This window comes from Symplocastrum torsivum, from assembly GCF_059505465.1.
Genome location: NZ_JCACKQ010000045.1, coordinates 53196 through 76266 on the forward strand (window position 1 = coordinate 53196; position 23071 = coordinate 76266).

Consider the following 23071-nt stretch of genomic DNA (forward strand, 5'->3'; position numbering starts at 1 on the left):
AAGGCAGAAGGCAGAAGGCAGAAGGCAGAAGGCAGAAGGCAGAAGGCAGAAGGCAAAAGGCAGAAGGCTTTTATGTTTATTACTAGTACGTGAACGGGCGCTCTAGTGATGATGAATCGGAATCTCAACGACAAACTCCGTACCTTGTCCCGGTGCAGAATGGCACCACAACTTCCCGCCATGTTTCTCAACAATAATCTGATAGCTAATTGCCAACCCCAAGCCTGTGCCTTTTCCCACTGGCTTGGTTGTAAAGAAGGGTTCAAACAGTTGTTGTTGAGTTTTCTGCGTCATCCCAGCACCATTATCAGCAATCCGAATGAAGATGTGACTTGCTTCCACATCAGACTCTTTTTTTGGCAGACATTCCCCTATAGTTGGCTGGAGTAAGGAGTGGGGAGTAAGACTGATGGTAGGATTATCTCTACCAATGATGCCAGTGTTGATCGTAATGGTCGGTGAGAAATTAGTAACTGTTTCTGACGGATTAGTTGTTATTTCTAAAGGCTCACACTTCATCTTTTCTTCTAAAGCATCGAGCGCATTACTAATCAGATTCATGAACACCTGATTTAGCTGTCCTGGATAACACTCCACTGAGGGCAAATCTCCATACTCCTTGATGACAGAGATAGCAGGATGACCAGGCTTCGCCTTGAGCCGACTGTGGAGAATCATTAAGGTACTTTCAAGCCCTGTATGTATGTCTACCTGCTTGTTATCCGACTCATCGACACGAGAGAATGTCCGCAGCGATCGCACAATCTCCCGAATGCGTTCTGCACCCACTTTCATTGAGTTCTGGAGTTGACTCAAGTCGCTCACTAAAAAGTCTAAATCAATCGCGTCTATCCGCTCTTGAATCAGGGCTGGAGGCTTAGTATAGGTAGTACGATAAAGCTGCAACAGACCTAAGATGTCTTGGAAATATTCTTGGGCGTAGATCAGATTGCCGTAGATAAAGTTAACTGGATTATTAATTTCGTGAGCCACACCAGCAACTAACTGACCTAAGCTCGACATTTTTTCACTTTGAATCAACTGGGTTTGAGTACGTTGCAACTCCCGCAAGGTTTGTTCCAGTTTAGTGGCTTGCTCTTGGGCTTTCTGAGTCGCTGTCCGGCTAGCGGCGTAGAGTTCAGCTTGCTTAATCGCAATCAGGAGTTGGTCTTTTACCGATTGTAGAAGTTCTACTTCGCTATCCATCCAAGGACGTGGTTCATGACTCTGACTACAGCTAATCACGCCGATAGTACCTGAAGGTGTCTGCATCGGCAGCACTAACACAGAAGCACAATCAAAAGACCGGACGAACTCTCGAAAAATCGGGTCGCTCACCATCTCAATATCATCAATTCGGAGCACTTCCAGATTTAAAACCTGCTGTGCTAATAGTCCTACCGCCTCGGCTGGATAGCAACCTCTACGGTCGGGTAAATCAGAATTTCTCGCTTCCTTAACGACTTCCCAGTATGCTTCAGCATCATAGGGACAATACCAAGCAAATTGACAACGATCAACGTTCAAAATCTGGCGAATTTCCTGGACTGTAGTTTCGAGAATCGTATTCAGTTCCAGGGAATTACGGATTTGGTTCGATAAACGATTGAGTAATGCTTCCCTGGCAAAGAGTTCTCGCAGTTGTGCTTCCGAATCCCGTAGGGCGGATTCAGCCGCTTTGCGTAGGTTAATGTCTTGGACAACACTCAGGAAGTACTTCGGTTCACCTTGGGGAGTACGCACCAGCGATGCAGTGATTTGCACCCAGATTAACTGCCCATCTTTGCGAATGTAGCGCTTTTCTAGCGTATACGTTGGGATTTCATCTGCTAAAAGCGATCGCACATTTTCCATATCGATTAGTAAATCGTCAGGATAGGTAATGTCTTGGAATGTGTGTTCTAACAATTCCTCACGGGAGTAACCCATGATGTTGCAAAACTTCTGGTTAACCCGCACAAATCTGCCATCTGGTTCAGAATGGTTAATCCCAACCGCTGCTTGGTCGAAGGTAGTGCGGAAGCGTTCTTCACTCTCACGTAACTCAGCTTCAACTTGTTTGCGCTTGCTGATATCAATAAAAGAAGCAACAGCGGCATAGGGCTTTGTTTCATTAGGGTGAAACAACGGTTGTGAATTGATGCTTAGCCAAGTCAGGATTCCATCGGTTTGGAGGATTCCCATAATCACATCCGTAAAGGATTGTCCAGTCCGGAGTGTTACGTGGATTGGGTATTCCTCAGGGGGAAATAGCTTACCATCTTCCTTAACCGCAGATCTGAAAAAATCAAGACAACTTAGCCCGATTAATTGCTCCGCTGTCAGGCCCAAAATGCTTTCTGCTGCTGAGTTACAAGTGTAAACGATACCGTTAACATCGAGTAAGATAATTCCCTCTGCCATCGCTGCAACCAAAGAGCGATAGCGTTCCTCCGATTCCTTTTGCAACGCTTGCGCTTGCCGACGCTCTACTGATTCCTGTTGTAACTGCTCAATCGTCTTTGTCAGTGAAGCGGTTCCCCAAATTGCTTCGCTTGCTTTTTCTCTAAGCCAACGATAGTCTTCTTCGCTGTCTGGTTGGGACTCCTCTGTTAGACTACGATGTTCTTGAAATTCAGTGAACATCATGATTCCACCAATTTCACCTGTCCGAGTATACCAAGGTTGAAGTTCCCACTTTACCCTTTGCCAAAAGCCATCAGGTTTGATGAAATAATCGGAGTCACCTCGCTGGGGTTGTCCAGCTAAACACAAGGCATAAATTTTCTGCCACCGTTTCAGAGAGTAAGCGGTAATGGGATGATGAGAGAGTTGGGTAATATTCTCCTGCTCTCCAACTCTCGCTTGTTTCTCCTGAAATAGGGGAAAGACTTCATAATGAGAGCGACCAATCAGGTTTTGGTTATCCAGCGAGTAATCCGTCAGCCACCGACGAGATGTAAGCAGGTAACGCATGTCGTGATCAAGCATAGCAACGGCAGCAGGCGTATGTTCCACAAATGCAGAAAATATCTCTAAATTGGCTACGTCAGCGGATAGATTTCCAAGTTGCATTGATCAAACGCTCAATTTTTTTCTCTTGGGCAGCTTGTACGAGAGACAAAGACAAACTGATTGACCTTTATAAGTTAGTACATTGAACTGCAAGGTCATAGGATTTGGAAGGATTAAATCTTTTTCAAAGCCTTCCTTATCTGTCATACAAGCAAGATGACTTGATAGATCACGTCATTCAGTCGGTTTCTTAGCTTGATGTAACTGTGAATACCTTTATGAGATGATTGATAGGAATTTCCAAGGGGTACATACTTGAATGTTGCAACAAGTTTTGATGTAACTAAAGAATGATCTTGTCAAGATGTGGGAATAGAACACCAATTTCCTCACTTCTAGAAATTAAGCTTAAATATGTGCGTTCTTGTTTCCTGTACAGGTAATATTCCTATTGGCAATGGCAGCGTCAAGCGATCGCAAGAGAGGATAAGTCAAAATGCACACCTTTGACAAGGTCAACATCAAAGAGGAGGCAAAGCAAGGGACGGGCACTAAAAGTAACAGATGGAGCAAAAGAGGTGATTTCTGCATAGATATCTCCCCGAAAAACTTTCCTCCACATCTCCTGCCTTCCCTAACTCTCCTCTAGGCTTACTAAACTCCCTTTTCATAGAAAAACTTCCATAAGCTTCAAGCTGTGGGATTCTCAAAAAAGAGCAATTGCAGGATACACAAGCATCGTGACATTGAGCATCAATTCTAGTTCATCACCCAAGCCTCCAACATCGTTTCCGAGGCAGACCGAAACCCAAAGGATTTTGACATCCCCCAAGCTTTCCACAACCAAGGGGAAACCGGACTCAAGCCATCCCGCTCCCGAAGTCATGAACGCCAGTGCGAGTTCTCACACAACAAAAGTTAAGTACTCCAAAGACTTAGCGTTCCATCGTGAGTTAAAGCGCCGTGTCGAAGAATACTTTCAACAAACTGAGCTACCACAACGCGACCCTCCGCAAATGTTTCGTAAAACTGCCGTTATCTTGTCGTGGTTTGCGATTTCTTGGGTATTGCTCGTATTTGTCGCAAGTAACTGGTGGCAAGCTGGAGTGTTATCAGTCTCTTTGGGCTTGGCGATGGCAGGAATTGGTTTTAGCATACAGCATGATGGCGGTCATGGGGCTTACTCCAAGCAACAATTCGTCAATCAGCTAATGGCAATGAGCCTAGATCTGCTGGGCGGCAGTTCCTACATTTGGAAGTGGCAGCACAATGTCATTCATCATAGCTATACCAATCTTGTGGGAGTTGACCATGATATTGACCTGGGAATCTTGTGTCGTTTCGCTCCTCAGCAACGACACCTCTGGTTTCACCGCTTTCAACATATCTACCTCTGGCCGATATATGGTCTTTTAGCGTTTAACTGGCATTTCTACTCAGACTTCCAAATACTTATACAAGGTCGGATTGGGGAACATCGTTTTCCCAGACCCCAAGGTCGAGATTTAGTGGTGTTCGTGCTGGGAAAGGTAATGTTCTTTAGCTGGGCTTTCCTGATTCCTGCTCTATTTCATCCACTGTGGCAGGTAGTTGTTTGCTATGTGCTGACTGCGTTTATTGCCAGTTTTGTACTGAGCATTGTGTTTCAGGCAGCCCACTGTGTTCAGGAAGCAGATTTTCCAAGCCTTCCAGCAAACTCGAACCACGTTAACAATTCCTGGGCAATGCATCAGGTAGCAACGACTGTTAACTTTGCTCGTGATAATCGCTTATTGACTTGGTATGTGGGTGGACTGAACTTCCAAGTGGAACATCATCTGTTTCCAGATGTCTGTCATATCCACTATCCCGCTCTTGCCCCAATTGTTGAATCGGTGTGTTCCCAGTTTGGGGTTAAGTACGCTTCACACCCAACTTTTCTCGCTGCGATAAACTCCCATGCCCGTTGGCTACGGTTGTTAGGATGCGCCTAATCTTCCAACTGAAGTTAGGCAGTTTTTGGTTACGACAATAATAAACGTCGGAAGGGTTGTAATGGTTAGTGGTTAGCTAGAAAAATGTCTAATAATCACTAATCATAAATTCCCCTTACGAGCTATGTTTAGTGCTGACCACCTAACTTACTAACGTTTCATGAGTGACTTGGCTACTGCGATCGCGCAAACCACAATTAACTGGTCTAGCTTGCTGCAACAGTTACTTGATCGAGAATCTTTATCGATCAATCAAGCATCACAGCTAATGCAAGGATGGTTGAATGAGGAAATTCCTGAAGCTTTATCAGGTGCGATTCTTGCCGCTATCCAAGCCAAAGGCGTATCTGCCCAAGAACTAGCAGGGATGGCAGATGTGTTGCAATCTCAATCGTTACAAAAGACAGCAATCGACCACAAAACACCTGTCATTGATACCTGTGGCACAGGTGGGGATGGTGCATTAACCTTTAATATCTCAACGGCTGTTGCTTTTGTTGCGGCAGCGGCTGGTGTCCGGGTTGCGAAGCATGGTAATCGTTCTGCCTCAAGCCTAGTTGGTTCAGCGGATGTCCTGGAAGCTATGGGCGTTAATTTATCCGCGACTGCCGAGAAGGTGCAAGCGGCACTGGATGAAGTGGGTATCACATTTCTTTTTGCTCGTGGTTGGCACCCAGCGCTGAAAGCCGTTGGGCCACTGCGACAAACACTGAAGGTACGAACAGTGTTTAACCTTTTAGGGCCACTGGTGAATCCGTTGCGCCCTACAGGACAAGTGCTTGGGGTATTTGATTCCAAGGTTGTCGCAACTGTTGCTCAAGCGTTGTGCCAGATGGGAACTCCAAAAGCGATCGTCCTGCATGGACGGGAAAAACTTGATGAGGCAGGTTTAGCCGACAAAACTGACATGGCGCTCCTTTCGGAGGGTGATGTGCGGCTAGCAACCCTAGATCCCCAACAGCTAGGCTTAACTCCAGCACCAACAAGCGCCTTGCAAGGCGGGAATGTTGAAGACAATGTTTTGATTTTGCGGAATGTTTTGCAAGGTAAAGCAACACAGGCACAGCAGGATGCTGTGGCATTAAATGCCTCACTCGCGCTTCAAGTCGGTGGGATTATTCCTCTGGAAGACCATAAAGCCGGGATTGAGCTGGCAAAGGAGGTCATGAATAGTGGTGCGGCTTGGTCAAAGCTGGAGCAGCTAGTAGGATTTTTAAGCTAAAGATAGCCAATGCTCCAGTTATAAAAAGATTTAACGAGAGAATTTTATTTACTGGGCTAAATACACCTACCGGCTGAGTTCTGGCTACATTGGAGGGAAGACGGGTTCAAGGAATAGCCACTCCTATGCTGCAAGCAGAACAAGTATTACATGAGCGTTATCAGCTCAAGCAAAAGCTGGGACAGAATGCAGGGCGTCAAACTTGGTTGGCTGAGGATATCGGGGTGTCACCGACTGAATTAGTGGTTGTCAAACTGCTGGCGTTTGGTGGTGAGGTGCAATGGGATGATTTAAAACTATTTGAGCGAGAAGCGCAGATACTCAAGCAGCTCAATCATCCCCGTATCCCTAAGTATCGGGATTATTTTCACATTGATGAGCGATCGCTTTGGTTTGGCTTGGTGCAGGAATATATTCCAGGGAACTCTCTAAAGGCACAACTAACCCAAGGTAAGCGATTTACGGAAGAACAAATTCGTAAAATCGCTGTCGATGTTCTGTTGATTCTAAAATTTCTCCATCAACTCCTTCCCCCTGTGCTGCATCGCGATATTAAACCCAGCAATCTGATTTGGGGTGAGGATGAGCAGGTTTATTTGGTAGATTTTGGGGCGGTACAAGAGCGATCGCATCAAGAAGGAACAACGTTTACTGTGGTGGGAACCTATGGTTACGCACCGATGGAACAGTTTGGTGGCAGGGCGATACCCGCTTCCGATCTTTATGCCTTGGGTGCAAGCTTGATTCATCTGCTCACCGGGACAGCACCGGCTGACTTGCCCTCTCGAAATTTGCAAATTTGCTTTGAAGAGCGGGTACACCTTAGTCGTGGCATGGTGAACTGGATAAAGGCGCTGACAGAACCTGCACCAGAGCAACGCTTTCAGAGTGCGGCTGAAGCACTTTCTGCGCTGAAATACGGTATCGTACTTGACAAACATGAGGATAGTCGAGAGGTGCCTTTAGAACTCACCCCGATGAAATCCCCAGCATTTGTCAATAATTCTGGGAACAGTAATTTACTGGATTCTTCAGTACCCGTTCCTGATGAAATTAAGGGTTGGAATTGGGGTGCGTTTTTGATGCCGTGGTTGTGGCCGCTCACCAATCATGTTTGGATTGGGCTGTCCTCTTGGGTACCTTCTCCTAGTTGGGTAATGATTGTTGCGATCGCATTAGGGGGTAAAGGCAACGAATGGGCTTGGAAGAGTAGACGGTGGCAGAGTATTGAACAGTTCAAAATGCACCAACGCCGTTGGACAATTGCTGGAATTTTTATTTGGCTACCGATGATTTTATCGATTCTTGCCGAAGTTCTTGATTAGCGTTAGAGATTCCGATAATACATTGATTGTTAATCACCAGCTTCTAGAGGTGCAATTAATTGCGCCCCTAGGGCAAAGATATCCTGAATTAGGGAGATGCTTTTATTGCTACCTATCTACTACCCAGAGTTCTAAAAGCTAAATTAGAGGAAACTCGGCTTAGAAGCATCAAGAACCAAATGCTAAAAGCAGGACAGGTATTACAAGAGCGTTATCAACTCAAGCGAAAACTAGGGCAGAATGCGGGGCGTCAAACCTGGCTGGCAGAGGATTTGCTAGTACCAGATGAATTAGTAATTGTCAAGTTTCTTGTCTTTGGCGGCGAGGTACAGTGGGATGACTTGAAACTATTTGAGCGGGAAGCCCAGGTTCTCAAACAGCTCAACCATCCTCGTATCCCTAAGTATCGGGATTATTTTCACATTGATGAGCGATCGCTTTGGTTTGGCCTAGTGCAGGAGTATATCCCAGGCTCATCATTGAAGGAACAGCTAATTCAGGGTAAACGCTTTACAGAAACACAAGTTCGCAAAATCGCGGTTGATATTCTGAAAATACTAGAGTTTCTTCATCGCCTCAATCCTGCCGTCTTGCATCGTGACATCAAGCCCAGCAATCTGATTTGGGGTGAGGATGAGCAGGTTTATTTGGTCGATTTTGGGGCAGTGCAGGAGCGATCGCATCAAGAGGGAGCGACGTTTACCGTCGTGGGAACCTATGGTTATGCACCAATGGAACAGTTTGGCGGCAGGGCAGTGCCTGCTTCCGATCTTTATGCTTTGGGGGCAACATTGATTCATTTGCTCACTGGGTGTGCGCCTGGAGACTTGCCGCAACGGAATCTGCGGATTGGCTTTCAAGAGCAGGTAAACCTCAGCCGTAGTATGGTGCAGTGGCTCGAAAAGCTAACAGAACCAGCTCCAGAGCAACGATTTAAGAGCGCCTCACAAGCACTTTCTGCTCTGGAATCCGGCATGGTACCTGACAAACCTAGAGACAGCCAGCTCATGAAGCCAGCCGTAGCCACCGTCGTGAATAATTCAGGGTGTGGAGATTTATTTAATTCCTCAGTGCCAGTACCTGATGAAATTCAGGGTTGGAATTGGGGTGCTTTTTTGATGCCTTATTTGTGGCCGTTCACCAATAAAGTTTGGATTGGACTGCTTGCCTTAGTGCCGCAAGTTGGATGGTTAGTTGCGATCGCATTGGGGGCAAAAGGCAATGAATGGGCTTGGAAAAGTAGAAAGTGGCGAAGCATTGAACAGTTCAAAGCCCATCAACGAGGCTGGACGATTGCTGGGCTTTTTATTGGGATACCAATGGCTTGGATCTATATCGCGATCATCGCTGGTTTCCTAGGTTCTCTTTAAAAACTCTGGGTTGGGAGATAATACACATGAACTTTGGGAGTTTTTTACCCCATCACCTCATTACCCCATCGTCAAGGATAGTTATTAGAAACCTACCCTTAAAAGGAGTAGGAAAGAGAATTCAGTTTCACTAAAGATATTTGGCTTAAAACCATCAAGAACCAAATGCTAGAAGCAGGACAAATCTTACACGATCGCTATCAACTTAAACAAAAATTGGGACAAAATGCAGGGCGTCAAACCTGGCTAGCAGAGGATTTGCAAGCCATTCCCGCCGCATTGGTGATTGTCAAGCTGCTGGCGTTTGGGGGTGAGGTGCAGTGGGATGACTTGAAACTGTTTGAACGGGAAGCCCAGGTTCTCAAACAGCTCAATCATTCCCGGATTCCCAAGTACTATGATTATTTTTCAATTGATGAGCGCTCTTTATGGTTTGGATTAGTCCAAGAATTTATTCCCGGTGCCTCTCTTAAGGAGTTGCTGAATCAGGGGAAACGGTTTACTGAAAAGCAAGTTCGCCAAGTTGCGATCGATGTTTTGAATATTCTGATTTATCTGCATGAATTGAAGCCGCAGGTACTGCATCGGGATATTAAGCCGAGTAATTTGATTTTGGGTGAGGATAAACAGGTCTACTTGGTTGATTTTGGAGCCGTTCAAGACCGAGCCGTCAAAGAGGGGGCAACGTTTACGGTAGTCGGAACCTATGGTTATGCACCAATGGAACAATTTGGCGGCAGGGCAGTTCCAGCATCTGACCTCTACGCACTGGGAGCCGGTTTAATTCATCTGCTCACAGGTACCGCTCCGGCTGACTTGCCCCAAGATGATTTACGAATTCAGTTTAGCGACAAGGTAACCCTGACACCCAGCTTTAGCGAATGGCTGGAAAAACTCACCGAGCCATCCTTGAAACGTCGGTTTAGCACGGCTGACGAAGCCATGAAAGCTCTCAGCTTTGGTATTCAAACTCCTGAGAACGCGGCATTGTCTGCTCCTGTTAGTACTGGACGACTTCGCCCACCGTTTGGGACTCGCGTTCAGGTGAGTCAGTCTCCCGAACGGCTACGAATTGTCATCCCTGAACGTAGCCCAAGAGGTAAGCAAGGGCTTGTGCTGTTAGGCAGTTATGCTATGTTTGCGCTCGTTGGCATTCTCTGGATAGTGACTAATGTTGGAATCCCCTTAATTGGATTGCCATTTTTGACAGCCCTCTTGATCTTCTCAATTAAATACACACAGTTTCGCCATCAACGCACTCAAGTTGACTTCAACCGCAATACGAGCCGTTTTGAACTGCAATGGCAATGGTTTAACTACGTCATTACTCGCTATAAAGGGTCACTTTCAGACATTATGTATACGTGTTGCTACAGCAGCAAAGATGGCGCAAAAGTCCTGATTACGGGTATCGAACCCTATTCCTTTGGTCACGGATTAACGGAACTGGAATGTGCTTGGTTGGCGCAAGAAATCCAAAGCTGGTTAAACCTTAAGTAAAGACGGCTTCAGAACTACGGGGAACTGCCGCATTAACTAACGGTAACAATGGGCCGGCTTGGTCGGTACCATTCACCGCCAAGTCGCTGTGACATAGGTAAATCCGCTCACCAGCACGCCCCAATAAGTCTCGCAAAATCCGCTGCAACCGTTGACTATCCGCCGCGATTTTATCGTCTTCTGTCCAAGGGCGTCCTGACCACTCATGGAGAAATAAGTTAGCGCCAAACAGAGTCGCTGCACCGCCTTTGTCCCAGAGAGGAGAACCCGCATCAAGCCAGAAGTGCCAACGGTGGAAGCGGCGATTGGCACGGTATTGGAAGATGGTAGCTAGAGTGATGGTGTTATTCGCTGCTGGGGCAAGGCGACGAACGGGGTGAGGATTGGCGGTAACGGTACCACGACGCAGCAGTTGGATGAACTGACCAATCGTTGTGTGGGCTGGGGTATCTTTCCTCGTTATCCCGGCTTGGCTTGCGGCATCAGAGGGCGTTTTCCGGAGGCGTCCATCGACTTCCCAGTAGTGTTGCGCGGTTTCCATCAGTTCCCGCAGTGCGGCTAACTGATCGTAGGGAAGGTTACTACCATTCCACAAGAATTTCTGAATTGCTCGGTCAAGAACGACGACGCAGGAGGGAATCAGCCGTTGTTGTTGTTGCGATCGCTGTAATTCTAACCATTGCACAATCTCTGTATAAGCGGCTGTTGCACGATGCCCCAATCTGTCCCAACGGGGAAAAGATTCCACGGGTAGCAAGTTGGGTTGTTCTAGGTTAGGGGAATAGCAGTAATCAGCGAGTAATCCTGCACGAACTGGGTCAATATGAGGTGTGGTGATCGGTGATTCCCCCTCGTCTAGCGGTACCTCTTGCTTGCGACTTAGAACCACCAGCATTTCGGCAACGGCATCCCGGTCAACTAAGCGTCCTAAACTCGGATAAACCAGGGCTAAGAGCGTTAGGAGGGCACGAATCATTGGCGAACTGATCAGGGGACGCTGGTCGTTCAGCGGTTCTACGGCTATGTTATGACTGGTGAGGATTTCGGTGAGTGTATAGCGTGCGATCGCATCTAAACCAGGAGCAATAACCGCAATTTCTCCGGGTTGCACTTGTCCCGATTGTACGCCTTCAATAATCACCTCAGCCGTCTGCCTTAACAGTGCGGCACGAGAGGTGGTTTGCATGGACTGTAATGACTCCGGTAGTGTAGACAAAATCACTGAGTCGCTGACTAAATCTACAGCAATACCTCCTAAAGGTTCTGCTAGGGAACCAATCGGTAGTGTATCCAAGCTTTCAATCTGGCAACGTCCTGCCAAGCCCTCCAGGTAGTTGGGGTCAGCATTCAAGCCCAAGCGTACCTTACCATCAGGGTTGTAGGTAAATGCGCCAACCGCTCCTTGGTCTAAGAGAAGCTCAAATAAGTCGCGTGCGATCGCAGGATAATCATCTACATCATCGGCTAGTATCGCTTGACATCGCTGTCGCAAATGCTGCTGATACGTTGCATCTTGCAACAGTTCAGACCAATACAAGTCGCAAATTATTCCATACGTCAGAAACCCCTGATCGAGACACCAACGCCGCCAGTTCAGGAGCATCTGTCCAATACACTCCCAAAGTTCCGGTGTCCCCTGATCCTCCAGGAAACCCGCTTCGAGAAGGCTTGGAATATCCTCAACGGCTGTCCCACTCACCGCCGCCAACTGCAACAAGTCCAAAATCCGACGCACTTTCGCATCCTCATTCGCCCCTGGTAGCTGTGTTCCCCAGCGTTCCAACTCAGCCTGCCACAACTGGGTTGCCAACTCTTGCTCGGTTTCGGGACGTAGCCGCAAGGGAAACTGTGCCCTGAGATTCAACCGCTGAATTAATAGCGGCCAAAATAGCATCACCTCATCCTGAAAAAAACCTAATGGTGTTTTAGACAGTATTGGGTACCGTCCTTGGATTGCCATTGTCAACCGATCAGCCAAATCCCGCCGGGTATCGTCATTGGCCGCAAATACTAATATTCCTGGGGCAAGCCTTTTGTCGCGACGGCTCATCCGCGAGAAGGGACGAGAAAGCGATCGTGACTTACCGATGTCCGCTTCAATCCATTGGCAAAATTGACTCACAAGGCGAGTTGTCTTGCCACTGCGCGTTGCTCCAGTTATCCAATGTGAATGTTGAAGCACCAATCTCTTTTGTGTAAATCTGTTAACATACCACGTACATGGTATCTAAAATCTCTGGCATTACAGAATGTCAGAACTTACCGGAATTACCTTCTATTTTGAAACCTTTGTTTCGATGAAGCTAAACTTTCTCTTCCGTACTGCCAATCGATGGTTCTCCGATACACCAGAAAGAGCCTTAGACCAAGCTTACAAAGCTGCCTTAATGATTAAAGTCATTGAAGATGAGCATTTTAATGGCAAAAAAATATCCGCTGAATCTGCTAACTACGGCGATAGTGTAATTTCCTATTTCGAGTCAGAGCTAAAGAAATACTTGAAAACTGTCAAATTTAGACTGGCAGAATTTCGAGGCAGTCGCTCTATTTTCAGCAATTCTGAGCAAAGAATGCTGAATGCCAATCGTACAGATACATTTAATAATTCTAGTCAATATTATTCTAATGAACTCAATGAAAAACAGTCAATTATTTTTGAAAAACTGAATTTCATTGATGAAATAATCAGTAAGTATATAGAAAAGAAATCTCCTATACCTTCGGCTTCTTTAATCCCAATACCTCAACCCAAAGCCAATCAAGTTATCCAAACTAGCTCCAATCAACTTGTTACTGACCAAACCCCTAAACAACCCAAGTCTTTGCAAAAAGAAGCTGTAACCAAAAGGGGTGTAGTAACTAATGTTGAGACGGTTTCTGACAAGACAGGTGTATTACCCAGGTCAATTTTAAGGACATTTAATAGAATTCAGAGTGAATTAGATCCCAAAGCTGAAGAAGAAGTCGTTAAAAATTTCCGCAACTCTAAACTTAAAACAATAATTTCCCTTAAATTTATCCTTACCTTAATTATTGTTCCCATTCTAACCCATCAAGTCACAAAAACCTTAATTGTTGGTCCGGCTGTTGACCACTTCAGAAGCGATAACAACCCAGTTATCTTCTTAAACCTTGATATGGAAGAGGAAGCTTTTGTTGAATTGCAGCGGTTTGAAGAAGAACTAAAGTTTAAGAGTTTGCTAGGTTTTTCTCCTGAACTGTCTCAAGAGAAAAGGGAAGAGCAAGTGAGAGAAAAAGCCGTTGAAATGGCAAAAGAATATAGAGATCGAAGTGCCAATGCTATTAAAAATATTTTCTCAGATCTCCTTTCCCTTGCCGCGTTTGGTTTGGTTATTTTTAGCAGTAGGCAAGATATTATAGTTTTAAAATCTTTTATGGATGATATTGTTTATGGTCTCAGTGATAGTGCCAAGGCGTTTATCATTATCTTGTTTACTGATATGTTTGTGGGGTTCCACTCACCTCATGGCTGGGAAGTCATCCTTGAAGGTGTATCCAAACATCTAGGAATTCCAGAAAGCCGAGATTTCATATTTTTGTTTATTGCAACGTTCCCAGTTATTTTGGATTCGGTTATTAAGTACTGGATTTTCCGCTATCTAAATCGGGTGTCACCTTCGGCAGTGGCTACTTATCGCAATATGAATGAATAAGGATAAGCTGGTAATGCTCATAAACCGTTGACTAATTCTTTTTAAGTCAGTGCCATTCCGCTTAGATGGTCAGTCAGTAATTATTGGAACTTTGTTTTTGAAGAATATCACCACTGATTGACTCTGAGTTTTGTTGCAAAACTTCAGCCATACTCTTATAAATTAAAGCTTTGAGAATTGACTGTTCCTCTGGACAACGGTAGAGAATGGTAGGGTCTTCCGGTAAGTCTTTCATACCCTCAATAATTGTATAGTAATTGGGAATTTGGTTGAGGACGCAATTAATCAACTTATGCCGCCATTGCTGGATTGAAAAGGCTGCTTGATAGGGTTGTTTAAGACAATCTTCTAAGACACTGTCAACTTCTTTAATTACTAAATGCAAGGTTAAGTTAATTAACTTAGGAAGCATTCATTACCTCAAGTTTCAATGATTTAGTTTTGATTTGTATGATGATTGTTCTGGAGCCTTCCCTAGGTCGTAATAGCTAAAAATAGAAATTTATTAGCACTGACTCAGCCTTCAGTAACACTAAGTTGTTGGCAAGGAATAAAAGAACTGTTAGTCTTTGTGCAAACTTCTAAAAAACCTTCTAGCCCAGCATCAAACATCTCACGCTGACCAGGAAAGATAACTCGCTCAAAATTAAACTTGGGACTATTTGTAATTCGGATAACTTGAACTTGACTAGTGGTGTTGATGTAGAAACATAAAATTTTGCGATCACTTTTAAAAGCGGTGGCTTTCTCAGAGGCAGTAAGTATCGACATCAGAGTTCTGGTGAGAGTGAGTAGAAGAAAGCACCTGGGAGATAGACCGATAGGCAAGTTAGGTAGCAGTTGGCGTAGAAGACATACACATTAAAAGGTCTACCGTTTACATTTGTTCGGTACTCCCAGGTATGGCATAGGAGTTGGTCATTAAAAAGATAACTATTTCTGTATGCGTTGCACTTCTACCTAGCAACAGAACTAATGTTAACTATCTGTGTAACCTCAGTTACAACGCAGCCGAGGGAGGGAAGGTTATCTATGAAGATTTTAATTTTCTACACAACAACATTACTGCTCCTCAGCCTAGCTGCCCATCGTTTCGCGATAATGCATTAAAGTACAAACAGCTAATTCCTTACTACTCTCTCAATTGGGTAGTGTATGAAGGAAGCAAACTCTTTATGATCACCTCAAGTCAAAAGAATATTCAAGGTTTAATATGAACGTGGATATGTTTGCTAAGCAAGTACAAGCCATTCACTGGCGCTTAGCTGATATGTACCGAGGCGCAGATGGTGCGCTACAGCCAACATCAGATTTACTGCTACCCGTTGCCTTCAAAGAACTCGGTACAGCCTCAGAAGCACTACAGGTAGCTGCAGAACAACTGCTTGAGCAGACTGAAAAACTAGCCACAACACGAGCGCAGGTTGAAGCAGAACGGCAACGCTACAAAGAACTCTTTGAGTTCATGCCAAATGCTTACTTGGTAACCGATGACCAAGGGAAAATTCTGGAAGCTAATCGTGCTGCGGCTACTCTCCTCAACATTGAGCAATCATTTCTACCTGGTAAACTGCTTGTTAGCTTCATTCCTCCCCAAGAACGTCGGACATTTCGCAACAAGCTTCTCCAGATGCATCGGTCTGAATGGGTACAGGAGTGGGCACTGAGTCTACAACCCCGTCATGGTGAAGCCTTTGAGGCGACTGTGAATATATCCGTTGTTCGCGAGGTTCTAGACCAGGCGGTTACCCTGCATTGGATAGTACGGGACATCAGCGAGCGCAAGCGGGCACTTAAGGCGCTTAATACTAGTGAGTATGACTCTTACCATGATCGTCCTTGGCATTGCTATTCCAAAGGTGAGCTGATTCACCTAGAACCTTCGCTGTTGTACATTGTTCGTCAAGGTCTGGTAAAGCTAAGCACAATGAGCGAAAGCGGCGACGAGATATTGATGGGGTTGGTCGGGTCATCAATGCCTTTTGGCTCTAGCCTGACCTCACTGCCGATATACCAAGCCATTGCATTTTCGGATGAAGTTCAGTTAGTTAACATTTCCCTATCAGAAATTGCAGGTTCTCCTCATCTTACTCAAGCTCTTTTGTCGCATATCAACGCACGCTTACGGCAAACTGAATTACTTTTAGCCATTGCTGGAAAGCGACAAGTGAAAGACCGTCTATATCACCTATTGCAGTTGTTAAAAAAGGAAATTGGTCAAAGTGTTAGTCAAGGTACTCGTTTGACTGTTCGGATAACGCATCAGGACTTAGCAGATGCCTGCTGCACGACGAGGGTGACAATCACACGATTGCTTAGTAAGTTCCGCCAAGAAGGTAAGATTACTTTTGATTCTAAGCAGCACATGATTATAAAGAATGAAATTTAACGGAAGTGCTTGTTATCTGTGAACCGTTAACAGGTCATAGTTAACAAGCCTCTGAGTGTTCTTCTATACAGATTTATATGACTAATTTTATCCTTTAGATAGATGGACTTGTACAGAAAGCAAATCTCTAGATAGAGTTAAAACAAATGAGCTTTTAACTAAAACTATAAATATAGGATTTCCTAAGTACTCAGTCTCGCTAGGAAAGGCTAAATATTTTCTAAATTTGAATAGAAGGAGTTCAACATGCCTGGTCAAATGTGTTGGTTACCTGTTCTTGGAGCAGGTGAAGAAAAGGTCTTACACTTACGGAATTATCCCAATGAACCTTGGAAACCTTACACAGCTTGTTCAAGCTATTTCGTTTCTGACTACACGATACCACAGGGTTCTAAAGGATGGGCAACCTATCAAAGACTAATTAAGAATGGCTGGACTATAGTGCCCAATGCCCAAGCCTATAGTTTACAAAAATCAGCAAAACTCGAATTGAAAGTCTAGTTCCTACTGTTTGTGTCAAAAAGCTTTGCCTTCAAGAAAACGTTAAGCTGCTTATTTGACACAGGAGAGGATTAGCGCAAGGAAATAATAGGCGATCGCAAAAACCAAATAAGTAAAAGGAGGTTGAAAATCAATGAATCCAAGTTTAATAGCAACACCAAAATTTACAAGGAATCAAAGAATCCGCTTTGCTGGCAGCTTAGGCAAAATCAAAAGCTATCAGCCTGGTTCAAATACCTGGACTTATGTTGTTGAGATGGAGATGGAACAAAACCCTGATTTTGATAGAGTTGGCAACGAGGCAAGCATTCTCCTCGATGAAGCAGACATTAATGGGTATTAAAAAAAGGCAGAGGGCAGAAGGAACAAAGGCTGATACTTTCTACTTTTGGCTCCGTTGTTAACGGGTTACTTATTTCTGCTGCGCTGCACGAGGCTTCTCACTTAATCGCTTACGTTATCAACTTGCATTCTCTAAGTTTTCTCCTAAAATCTGGATGATGGGACACCATGATACATTGGTGGTGTTGGGCAATACGCTGCGTCCATAGCTGTAGGTCAGATTTAGGAGACAAAGATGTTAACGCTCTCACCAATCAGTGACATCATTCAACAGCAACGCGAATTCTTTGCCACTGGCAAAACGAAAGATGTTGCCTTTCGCCTGGAACAACTTAAGCGTCTCAAGCAAGCGATTCTAGACAACCAAGCCGCTATCCTTGAAGCCGTTAATGCTGACCTCAACAAACCTGAATTTGAGGCGTATGCAACTGAGATTGGTGTAGTTAGAGAGATTGATTACGCCATCAAGCATCTCAAGTCTTGGGTTAAGCCCAAAAAAGTCAGCACGTCTATTGAGCAATTTCCCTCCTCCGCCTGCATTTATCCTGAACCGCTGGGAGTCGTGCTGATCATCAGCCCTTGGAACTACCCGTTTCAGTTGATGATTTCTCCCTTGGTAGGTGCGATCGCAGCAGGCAATTGCGCGATTCTTAAACCCTCAGAACTTGCGGCGAATACGTCCCGCATCGTCACCCAGATTACCGAAAAAACGTTTGACCCTAGCTATATCACCTCTATTGAAGGTGGTGTGGAAACAAGCCAACAACTCCTAGCCGAAAAGTTTGACCACATCTTTTTCACAGGTGGCACGAAAATTGGTCAAATCGTCATGGAGGCAGCAGCTAAACACCTAACACCCGTAACCCTAGAATTAGGCGGCAAGAGTCCCTGTATTGTCGATTCAAATGTCCATATAGAACACGCTGCCAAACGAATTGCTTGGGGCAAGTTTATCAATGCGGGTCAAACTTGCATTGCCCCGGATTATCTTTTAGTGGATCGCACAGTTAAAAATGACCTGTTGACGAGCATCAAACAGTACATCCAAGAATTTTACGGCGATGACCCCGCTAAAAGCCCCGACTATGGCAGGATTATTAACCAACGGCACTTTGAACGGCTTGCCTCATTTTTGAACGAGGGTCAACCTTACATTGGGGGTCAAATTAATCCAGAGGAACGATACATTGCTCCTACTGTCATTGATGGGGTCGATTGGGATACACCAGTAATGCAAGAGGAAATCTTTGGCCCAATTCTGCCAGTACTGGAATACTCAGACTTGTCAGAGGCGATCGCTAAAATTAATGCACGTCCAAAACCCTTAGCCTTGTACCTCTTCTCCAAAGATCAGCAGAAGCAGGAACGAGTCTTACGGGAAACCTCATCTGGGGGAGTCTGTATTAATGACACGGTGATGCAGGTGGGTGTCTCGGAACTGCCGTTTGGTGGTGTTGGTTCTAGCGGTATTGGCAGCTATCATGGCAAGGCAAGTTTTGATACCTTTTCACACCAGAAGAGTGTATTGAAGCGATCATTTTTACTTGACCTAGATTGGCGGTATGCTCCTTATCAAGGCAAGCTAAAACTCATCAAGCGGATTATCGGGTAAAAGTTTTAAGGAAAGGTCTTGTTATTTCCGGGTAGTCTTAAAGGGGAATCTCGCTCTCGCGGGAGCAAACAGGCTATGTTTCACCTGTTCATCCCAATGAAACCCCCATTCAGGTAGAGGTGTGTGTTTTCAGGTCTTTCCCAAACTAGCTCTCGTCAAAGAAAAATTGTTAACGTTGTCCTCCGGCACGGTTGGGGTTATATGCGAGGACTTCTCCTTGGGGGGAAAACTGAAGAACCTTCACTACCCCCCCCATTAGTGCTATGTAATATATTGGTGGAGCTTGGCCCTGTCTACGTTAAGCTTGGACAACTGCTTAGTACGCGCCCCGACCTGTTACCCCCACCCTATATTGAAGCCTTAACATCCCTGCAAGCTGAAGTCCCACCAGTGGCTTGGGAAGCAGTAGAAGCGATTATCCGCAAGCAGCTTTCTCAACCAATAGAACAAATTTTTAGCATTATTCATCACCAACCTGTTGCCGCCGGATCGATCGCCCAAACTCATCGCGCTAGGCTTATTGATGGACGTGAGGTGGCATTAAAAATACAACGCCCAGGCATTGATAGAGTTGTCGAGCAAGATATTAGGTTGCTTCGCGGCTTGGCACGGTTGGTCAATCGCACGGCTGTGGGGCAGTATTACAATCTAGTCTCTGTCGTTGAGGAATTCGCGAGTGCCTTGCGGGCTGAGCTAAATTTTACCCAAGAAGCCAGTTACACTGACACGCTACGGCGCAATCTCTCCAAGAGTTTTTGGTTCGATCCGCAAAAGCTCGTTCTTCCAGAAATTTATTGGGATTTGACGAGTGAAAAGTTACTCGTTATGGAGTGGCTGACTGGCGTTCCCCTATTACAGGCAGACATGAAGGGGACAAACTATGGGGGCAATGCCAAAGCCGAACGCCAAGCCCTTGCCGATTTAATTGTTAGAGCTTATTTTCAACAATTTTATATCGACGGCATATTTCATGCTGACCCTCACCCTGGAAATCTGTTTTATATTGAGCCAGGGCGTATTGCTCTGATTGATTTTGGTTTGATGGGTCGTTTAGACCCCCGCACGCAGCAGATTTTGATCGAACTAATTTTGGCGATCGCAAACTTAGATAGCAAGCGGTGTAGCCAATTAACGCTGGAACTGGCAGAATCTACTATCCCTGTGAATCTTGCTCACTTAGAAAATGACTTTGACCGATTGCTACGACGTTACTACAACCTAAACATAGCGGAAATTAACTTTAGTCAGTTAACCTATCAGGTGTTGCAAATTGCCCAGAAACACAAAATTCGTGTTCCCAGCAACATGGGATTGTATGCCAAGACTCTTGCCAATCTAGAAGGGGTAGCTCGCCAACTCGACCCTGATTTCAATTTAATCGAGCAAGTTAAACCCCTAATGGCAGATTTATTCCGGCAACGATTAATTGGACATGCTCCCCTGCAAGACCTTTTAAGAGCAGCCCTGGATATCAAATCCCTATCCCTAGAGGCTCCTCGCCAATTGGAGATGTTATTAGATCGGGTGACTTCTGAAACATTGCAATGGAACATAGCCGTGCGAGGACTTGACCCAATTCGCCGTAGTCTCCATAGTGTAGGTAATCAACTAACCTTCGGGATTGTGACAGCCGCTATCCTGATTGGTGCTGCAATGATTTTTTCCCAAGCTCCCAGTAATCCAATTTTCTTTTGGGTGAGCGGTAGTCTCTTTGTGGTGGCTAGTGTAATCGGCTTGTGGTTGATAATCAGCATGATTAGAAGTGGACGAGTGAAGTAGTTAGAGTTCAATAAGAACTGTACGCAAACAATAAAGTTCTTTACTAAGTGGCACACAGGTACAAATACTTAGAATAGAACTGTTTACTATCTGTATGCAGGACTGCCTAGACGGAGCCAGTTCCTACGATAATCACCTTCCAAGTCGTGTTCAGAACACGTCACGCGAAGTGAGATGAGCTTCTATTTCCTGACGCGATCGCCAAACAGGACGCAACTTTTTACTCGCGAACAGCCTCAACTGCTCACCTCTATTATGGGAGTCAGGTTGAGTGGCATTGCCGTAACTCGTCAGCGCCATTGCTCGGACTGGGTTAGAAAATTCGATCGCGGCAACATAGGACTCTCCTCCAATAGCTTCAAAACGCTGGTCTTCTGATGGAACAAACCAAAGCGTTCGGAAAAGACCGAGGTCATCGGCACCCCCATTAGCAGGCAAATCCATGTCGCCAACACGCAAGCGGAAAACGTCTCCCCACGGTACGTCCAACGCTCCATAAGCAGCCTCGACCTTAGTAGCTGCGGATTCCAGTGCTGCCAGAGCGCTAGTTGGATCGGCAAGACCATCAGGTGTCGCAAATGGGGCATTCTCATCCCAAGGAATGGCAAACAAGTTGGAGAAATCGACAGCTTGCTGCCAGAAGGCAAAAAGTACTGCACCACGGCTATTGGCATCAGCCTTACGATCCCAAGCACTTAGCACATCAGCCGCCCGACGTGCCAACTCTCCACCCTGCTGTTGTGCAGCAGCAATTAGATCGTCGAGCAAGCGATCAGCTAGTTCCATGCGTGTCGAGTGCTTGTACTCGACCATTTCCTCGAAGGAAATTTGTTTATCCTCAGCAAGCATATGAGCAGAGCGTTGCGCCCGGAACTCCATGAAACTGTGTGGTGCCATGTAGGGTGGATAGTTATCCGGATTGATTGCAGGTGGGAATGTTGTTGTCCAGGGTGGATCGTTGGCATTCTGTAGCCAGCCGCTTGGTGGATCGATTACGCGGGGTAAATCGCGGTAGGGGTGAAGTTTCGTCCACAACGTAGCCGATGTGTTGCCAGGAATGATGCTTGACCAAGATTCAAAATCGCCTTGACTTCGGACTGGCACTTGACCATTAAATAGATGCAGAATGTGTCCGTCTCGATCTGCATACATCACAGTGAACATCGGAATCTGTAAGCGCTGGAGAGCAGTTTCAAATTCAACCAGGTTTTTGGCACGCGCCATATCCCACCATTCCTCCAATGCCCCAGGCTGGTCAAGTCCGACGACCCGTAAGGCAATGACTTTGCCGTCTTTCTCGGCAACAATTGGCCCGTGAACGGAGCGTCGTACTATTAATGGTTCTTGACGTAGAGTGCCGTCAGCCTGCCTAACTTTAAGGGGTTTTTCTTCTGTCTCAAAGGCTCGAACCTTACCGTCAAACTGGTATCCTCCATTTGCTAGTGTCAGTTCGTAGGCATCCCATCCATCATGGGTGTTTACGGTGTGAGTCCAGCCTTGATAATCGTTGAATGCAATGTTTAAAACGGGGATACCGACCAGTGATGCTCCATAGGCATCGATACCTGGGGCAGTCAGTTGGGCTTCATACCAAAGGAATAAATCAGACCAAAGCAGGTGTGGGTTTGCCAGCAGCATCGCGTTTCCACTGGCAGATTGGGAAGGTGCGATCGCCCAACCATTAGAACCCATTTTTTGCCCAAACGCGGTACTAGCAGACTGCTCTTCGCTAATGTCTTCCACGCGATCGGGATTGACAACAAACGTGAAATGAAGCACCCGCTGGAGGTGAGCCAGTACATCCACTGCGCTCACTGGCAGTACAGTCTCAACTTCGTCATCAATTAGCTCGGCATGTTCTTTGGCATAGGCGTTAATCCCTTTGGCGAAGGCATCTAGATAGCCGCGAAAGGTTGGGCTTTGCCTGTCGTACCATTGACGAGAGCGATCGGGAACTCCCATTGTTTGAACCCACCGATCTGACTCTAAGTAATCTTCACCCCAGTATTCTGCTGCCCGTCCTCGTGCCTGCCCGTAGAGACGCAGAATGAGGTTACCGTGACTTTGCATCTGCGCCCACCCAAAGGCGTGGAACAGCTCCTTTGCATTCTGGCTATAGATATGAGGAACCCCATAGGTGTCCCAAAGAACTTCAGTCTTTTTTGACTCAGCAGCGAGGCTGTGGATGCCTGTGAGTAAGGTAAAGACAAGAGTGAAAAGCAGGAGTAGTCGGAGCGATCGCTCAAAGGGCAACGGCAGAGGCGATCGCCTTCTAAAACCAGTTTGTTTTGACAGTACAGAGAACATTTATTTTTAAACAATGTTTGATATAAATTGACAATTTAAGCTTCCTGTGCAGTAGCTACGTGTCGAAATTAATCAGGCAAGAG

Annotated in this window: 17 protein-coding genes; 11 read left to right on the forward strand and 6 right to left on the reverse strand. The window is 45.7% G+C overall.

All coding sequences use genetic code 11. The features are described from left to right. Positions 1 to 102: 102 nt before the first annotated feature. Both AC5JL3_RS14110 and AC5JL3_RS14115 read right to left on the reverse strand, forming a co-directional pair. Positions 103 to 3054: a PAS domain S-box protein gene (locus tag AC5JL3_RS14110; RefSeq protein WP_496075073.1), complete on the reverse strand. Its 2952-nt coding sequence runs from the start codon at positions 3052 to 3054 to the stop codon at positions 103 to 105. Positions 3055 to 3460: 406 nt separating this feature from the next. Further along, a complete protein-coding gene (locus AC5JL3_RS14115) occupies positions 3461 to 3616 on the reverse strand; it encodes a hypothetical protein (protein WP_192219605.1) in 156 nt (51 codons plus the stop codon). A 118-nt stretch (positions 3617 to 3734) separates the two neighbouring features. Between AC5JL3_RS14115 and AC5JL3_RS14120 the strand changes: the two genes are divergently transcribed. The 5 genes from AC5JL3_RS14120 (at position 3735) to AC5JL3_RS14140 (ending at position 10384) form a co-directional block, all read left to right on the forward strand. After that, positions 3735 to 4967: a fatty acid desaturase family protein gene (locus AC5JL3_RS14120; RefSeq protein WP_496075074.1), complete on the forward strand. Its 1233-nt coding sequence runs from the start codon at positions 3735 to 3737 to the stop codon at positions 4965 to 4967. Between the two features lie 160 nt (positions 4968 to 5127). Next, a complete protein-coding gene (gene trpD / locus AC5JL3_RS14125; protein WP_496075075.1) occupies positions 5128 to 6189 on the forward strand; it encodes an anthranilate phosphoribosyltransferase in 1062 nt (353 codons plus the stop codon). A 125-nt stretch (positions 6190 to 6314) separates the two neighbouring features. Further along, the gene (locus AC5JL3_RS14130; RefSeq protein WP_496075076.1) at positions 6315 to 7514 is read left to right on the forward strand and encodes a serine/threonine protein kinase; all 1200 of its coding nucleotides are present in this window, start codon (positions 6315 to 6317) and stop codon (positions 7512 to 7514) included. 179 nt (positions 7515 to 7693) lie between these two features. Continuing rightward, a complete protein-coding gene (locus AC5JL3_RS14135) occupies positions 7694 to 8884 on the forward strand; it encodes a serine/threonine protein kinase (protein WP_496075077.1) in 1191 nt (396 codons plus the stop codon). Positions 8885 to 9049: 165 nt separating this feature from the next. After that, the gene (locus tag AC5JL3_RS14140) at positions 9050 to 10384 is read left to right on the forward strand and encodes a serine/threonine protein kinase (RefSeq protein ID WP_496075078.1); all 1335 of its coding nucleotides are present in this window, start codon (positions 9050 to 9052) and stop codon (positions 10382 to 10384) included. On the opposite strand, the gene AC5JL3_RS14145 is transcribed toward AC5JL3_RS14140, so the two are convergent. Further along, positions 10377 to 12566 (reverse strand): recombinase family protein, encoded by a 2190-nt coding sequence (locus AC5JL3_RS14145; protein ID WP_496075079.1) that lies wholly within the window; start codon positions 12564 to 12566, stop codon positions 10377 to 10379. The genes AC5JL3_RS14140 and AC5JL3_RS14145 overlap by 8 nt on opposite strands. A 115-nt stretch (positions 12567 to 12681) precedes the next feature. Here AC5JL3_RS14145 and AC5JL3_RS14150 point away from each other — a divergent pair, with 115 nt between their 5' ends. Next, positions 12682 to 14058 (forward strand): proton extrusion protein PcxA, encoded by a 1377-nt coding sequence (locus AC5JL3_RS14150; protein ID WP_496075348.1) that lies wholly within the window; start codon positions 12682 to 12684, stop codon positions 14056 to 14058. Positions 14059 to 14131: 73 nt separating this feature from the next. Here AC5JL3_RS14150 and AC5JL3_RS14155 read toward each other — a convergent pair whose 3' ends face one another. Continuing rightward, positions 14132 to 14470: a hypothetical protein gene (locus tag AC5JL3_RS14155; RefSeq protein WP_496075080.1), complete on the reverse strand. Its 339-nt coding sequence runs from the start codon at positions 14468 to 14470 to the stop codon at positions 14132 to 14134. 104 nt (positions 14471 to 14574) lie between these two features. Next, complete coding sequence (locus tag AC5JL3_RS14160; protein ID WP_496075081.1) at positions 14575 to 14829, reverse strand: DUF1830 domain-containing protein; 255 nt, start codon at positions 14827 to 14829, stop codon at positions 14575 to 14577. Positions 14830 to 15271: 442 nt separating this feature from the next. Here AC5JL3_RS14160 and AC5JL3_RS14165 point away from each other — a divergent pair, with 442 nt between their 5' ends. The 5 genes from AC5JL3_RS14165 (at position 15272) to AC5JL3_RS14185 (ending at position 20681) form a co-directional block, all read left to right on the forward strand. Continuing rightward, positions 15272 to 16447, forward strand: a complete 1176-nt coding sequence (locus tag AC5JL3_RS14165) for a PAS domain S-box protein (RefSeq protein ID WP_496075082.1) — start codon at positions 15272 to 15274, stop codon at positions 16445 to 16447. A gap of 246 nt (positions 16448 to 16693) precedes the next feature. Next, positions 16694 to 16948 carry a hypothetical protein gene (locus AC5JL3_RS14170; protein WP_496075083.1) on the forward strand — a complete coding sequence of 85 codons (255 nt, stop codon included), beginning with the start codon at positions 16694 to 16696 and terminating at the stop codon, positions 16946 to 16948. A gap of 133 nt (positions 16949 to 17081) precedes the next feature. Next, complete coding sequence (locus AC5JL3_RS14175; protein ID WP_496075084.1) at positions 17082 to 17291, forward strand: hypothetical protein; 210 nt, start codon at positions 17082 to 17084, stop codon at positions 17289 to 17291. 234 nt (positions 17292 to 17525) lie between these two features. Beyond that, on the forward strand, positions 17526 to 18902 hold the full coding sequence (locus AC5JL3_RS14180; protein ID WP_496075085.1) for an aldehyde dehydrogenase: 1377 nt from the start codon (positions 17526 to 17528) through the stop codon (positions 18900 to 18902). A 123-nt stretch (positions 18903 to 19025) separates the two neighbouring features. After that, a complete protein-coding gene (locus tag AC5JL3_RS14185; RefSeq protein WP_496075086.1) occupies positions 19026 to 20681 on the forward strand; it encodes an ABC1 kinase family protein in 1656 nt (551 codons plus the stop codon). 150 nt (positions 20682 to 20831) lie between these two features. Here the strand turns inward: AC5JL3_RS14185 and AC5JL3_RS14190 are convergent, their stop codons facing one another. Next, positions 20832 to 22988, reverse strand: coding sequence for an acylase (locus AC5JL3_RS14190; RefSeq protein ID WP_496075087.1), 2157 nt, complete (start codon positions 22986 to 22988; stop codon positions 20832 to 20834). Between the last annotated feature and the right edge of the window lie 83 nt (positions 22989 to 23071).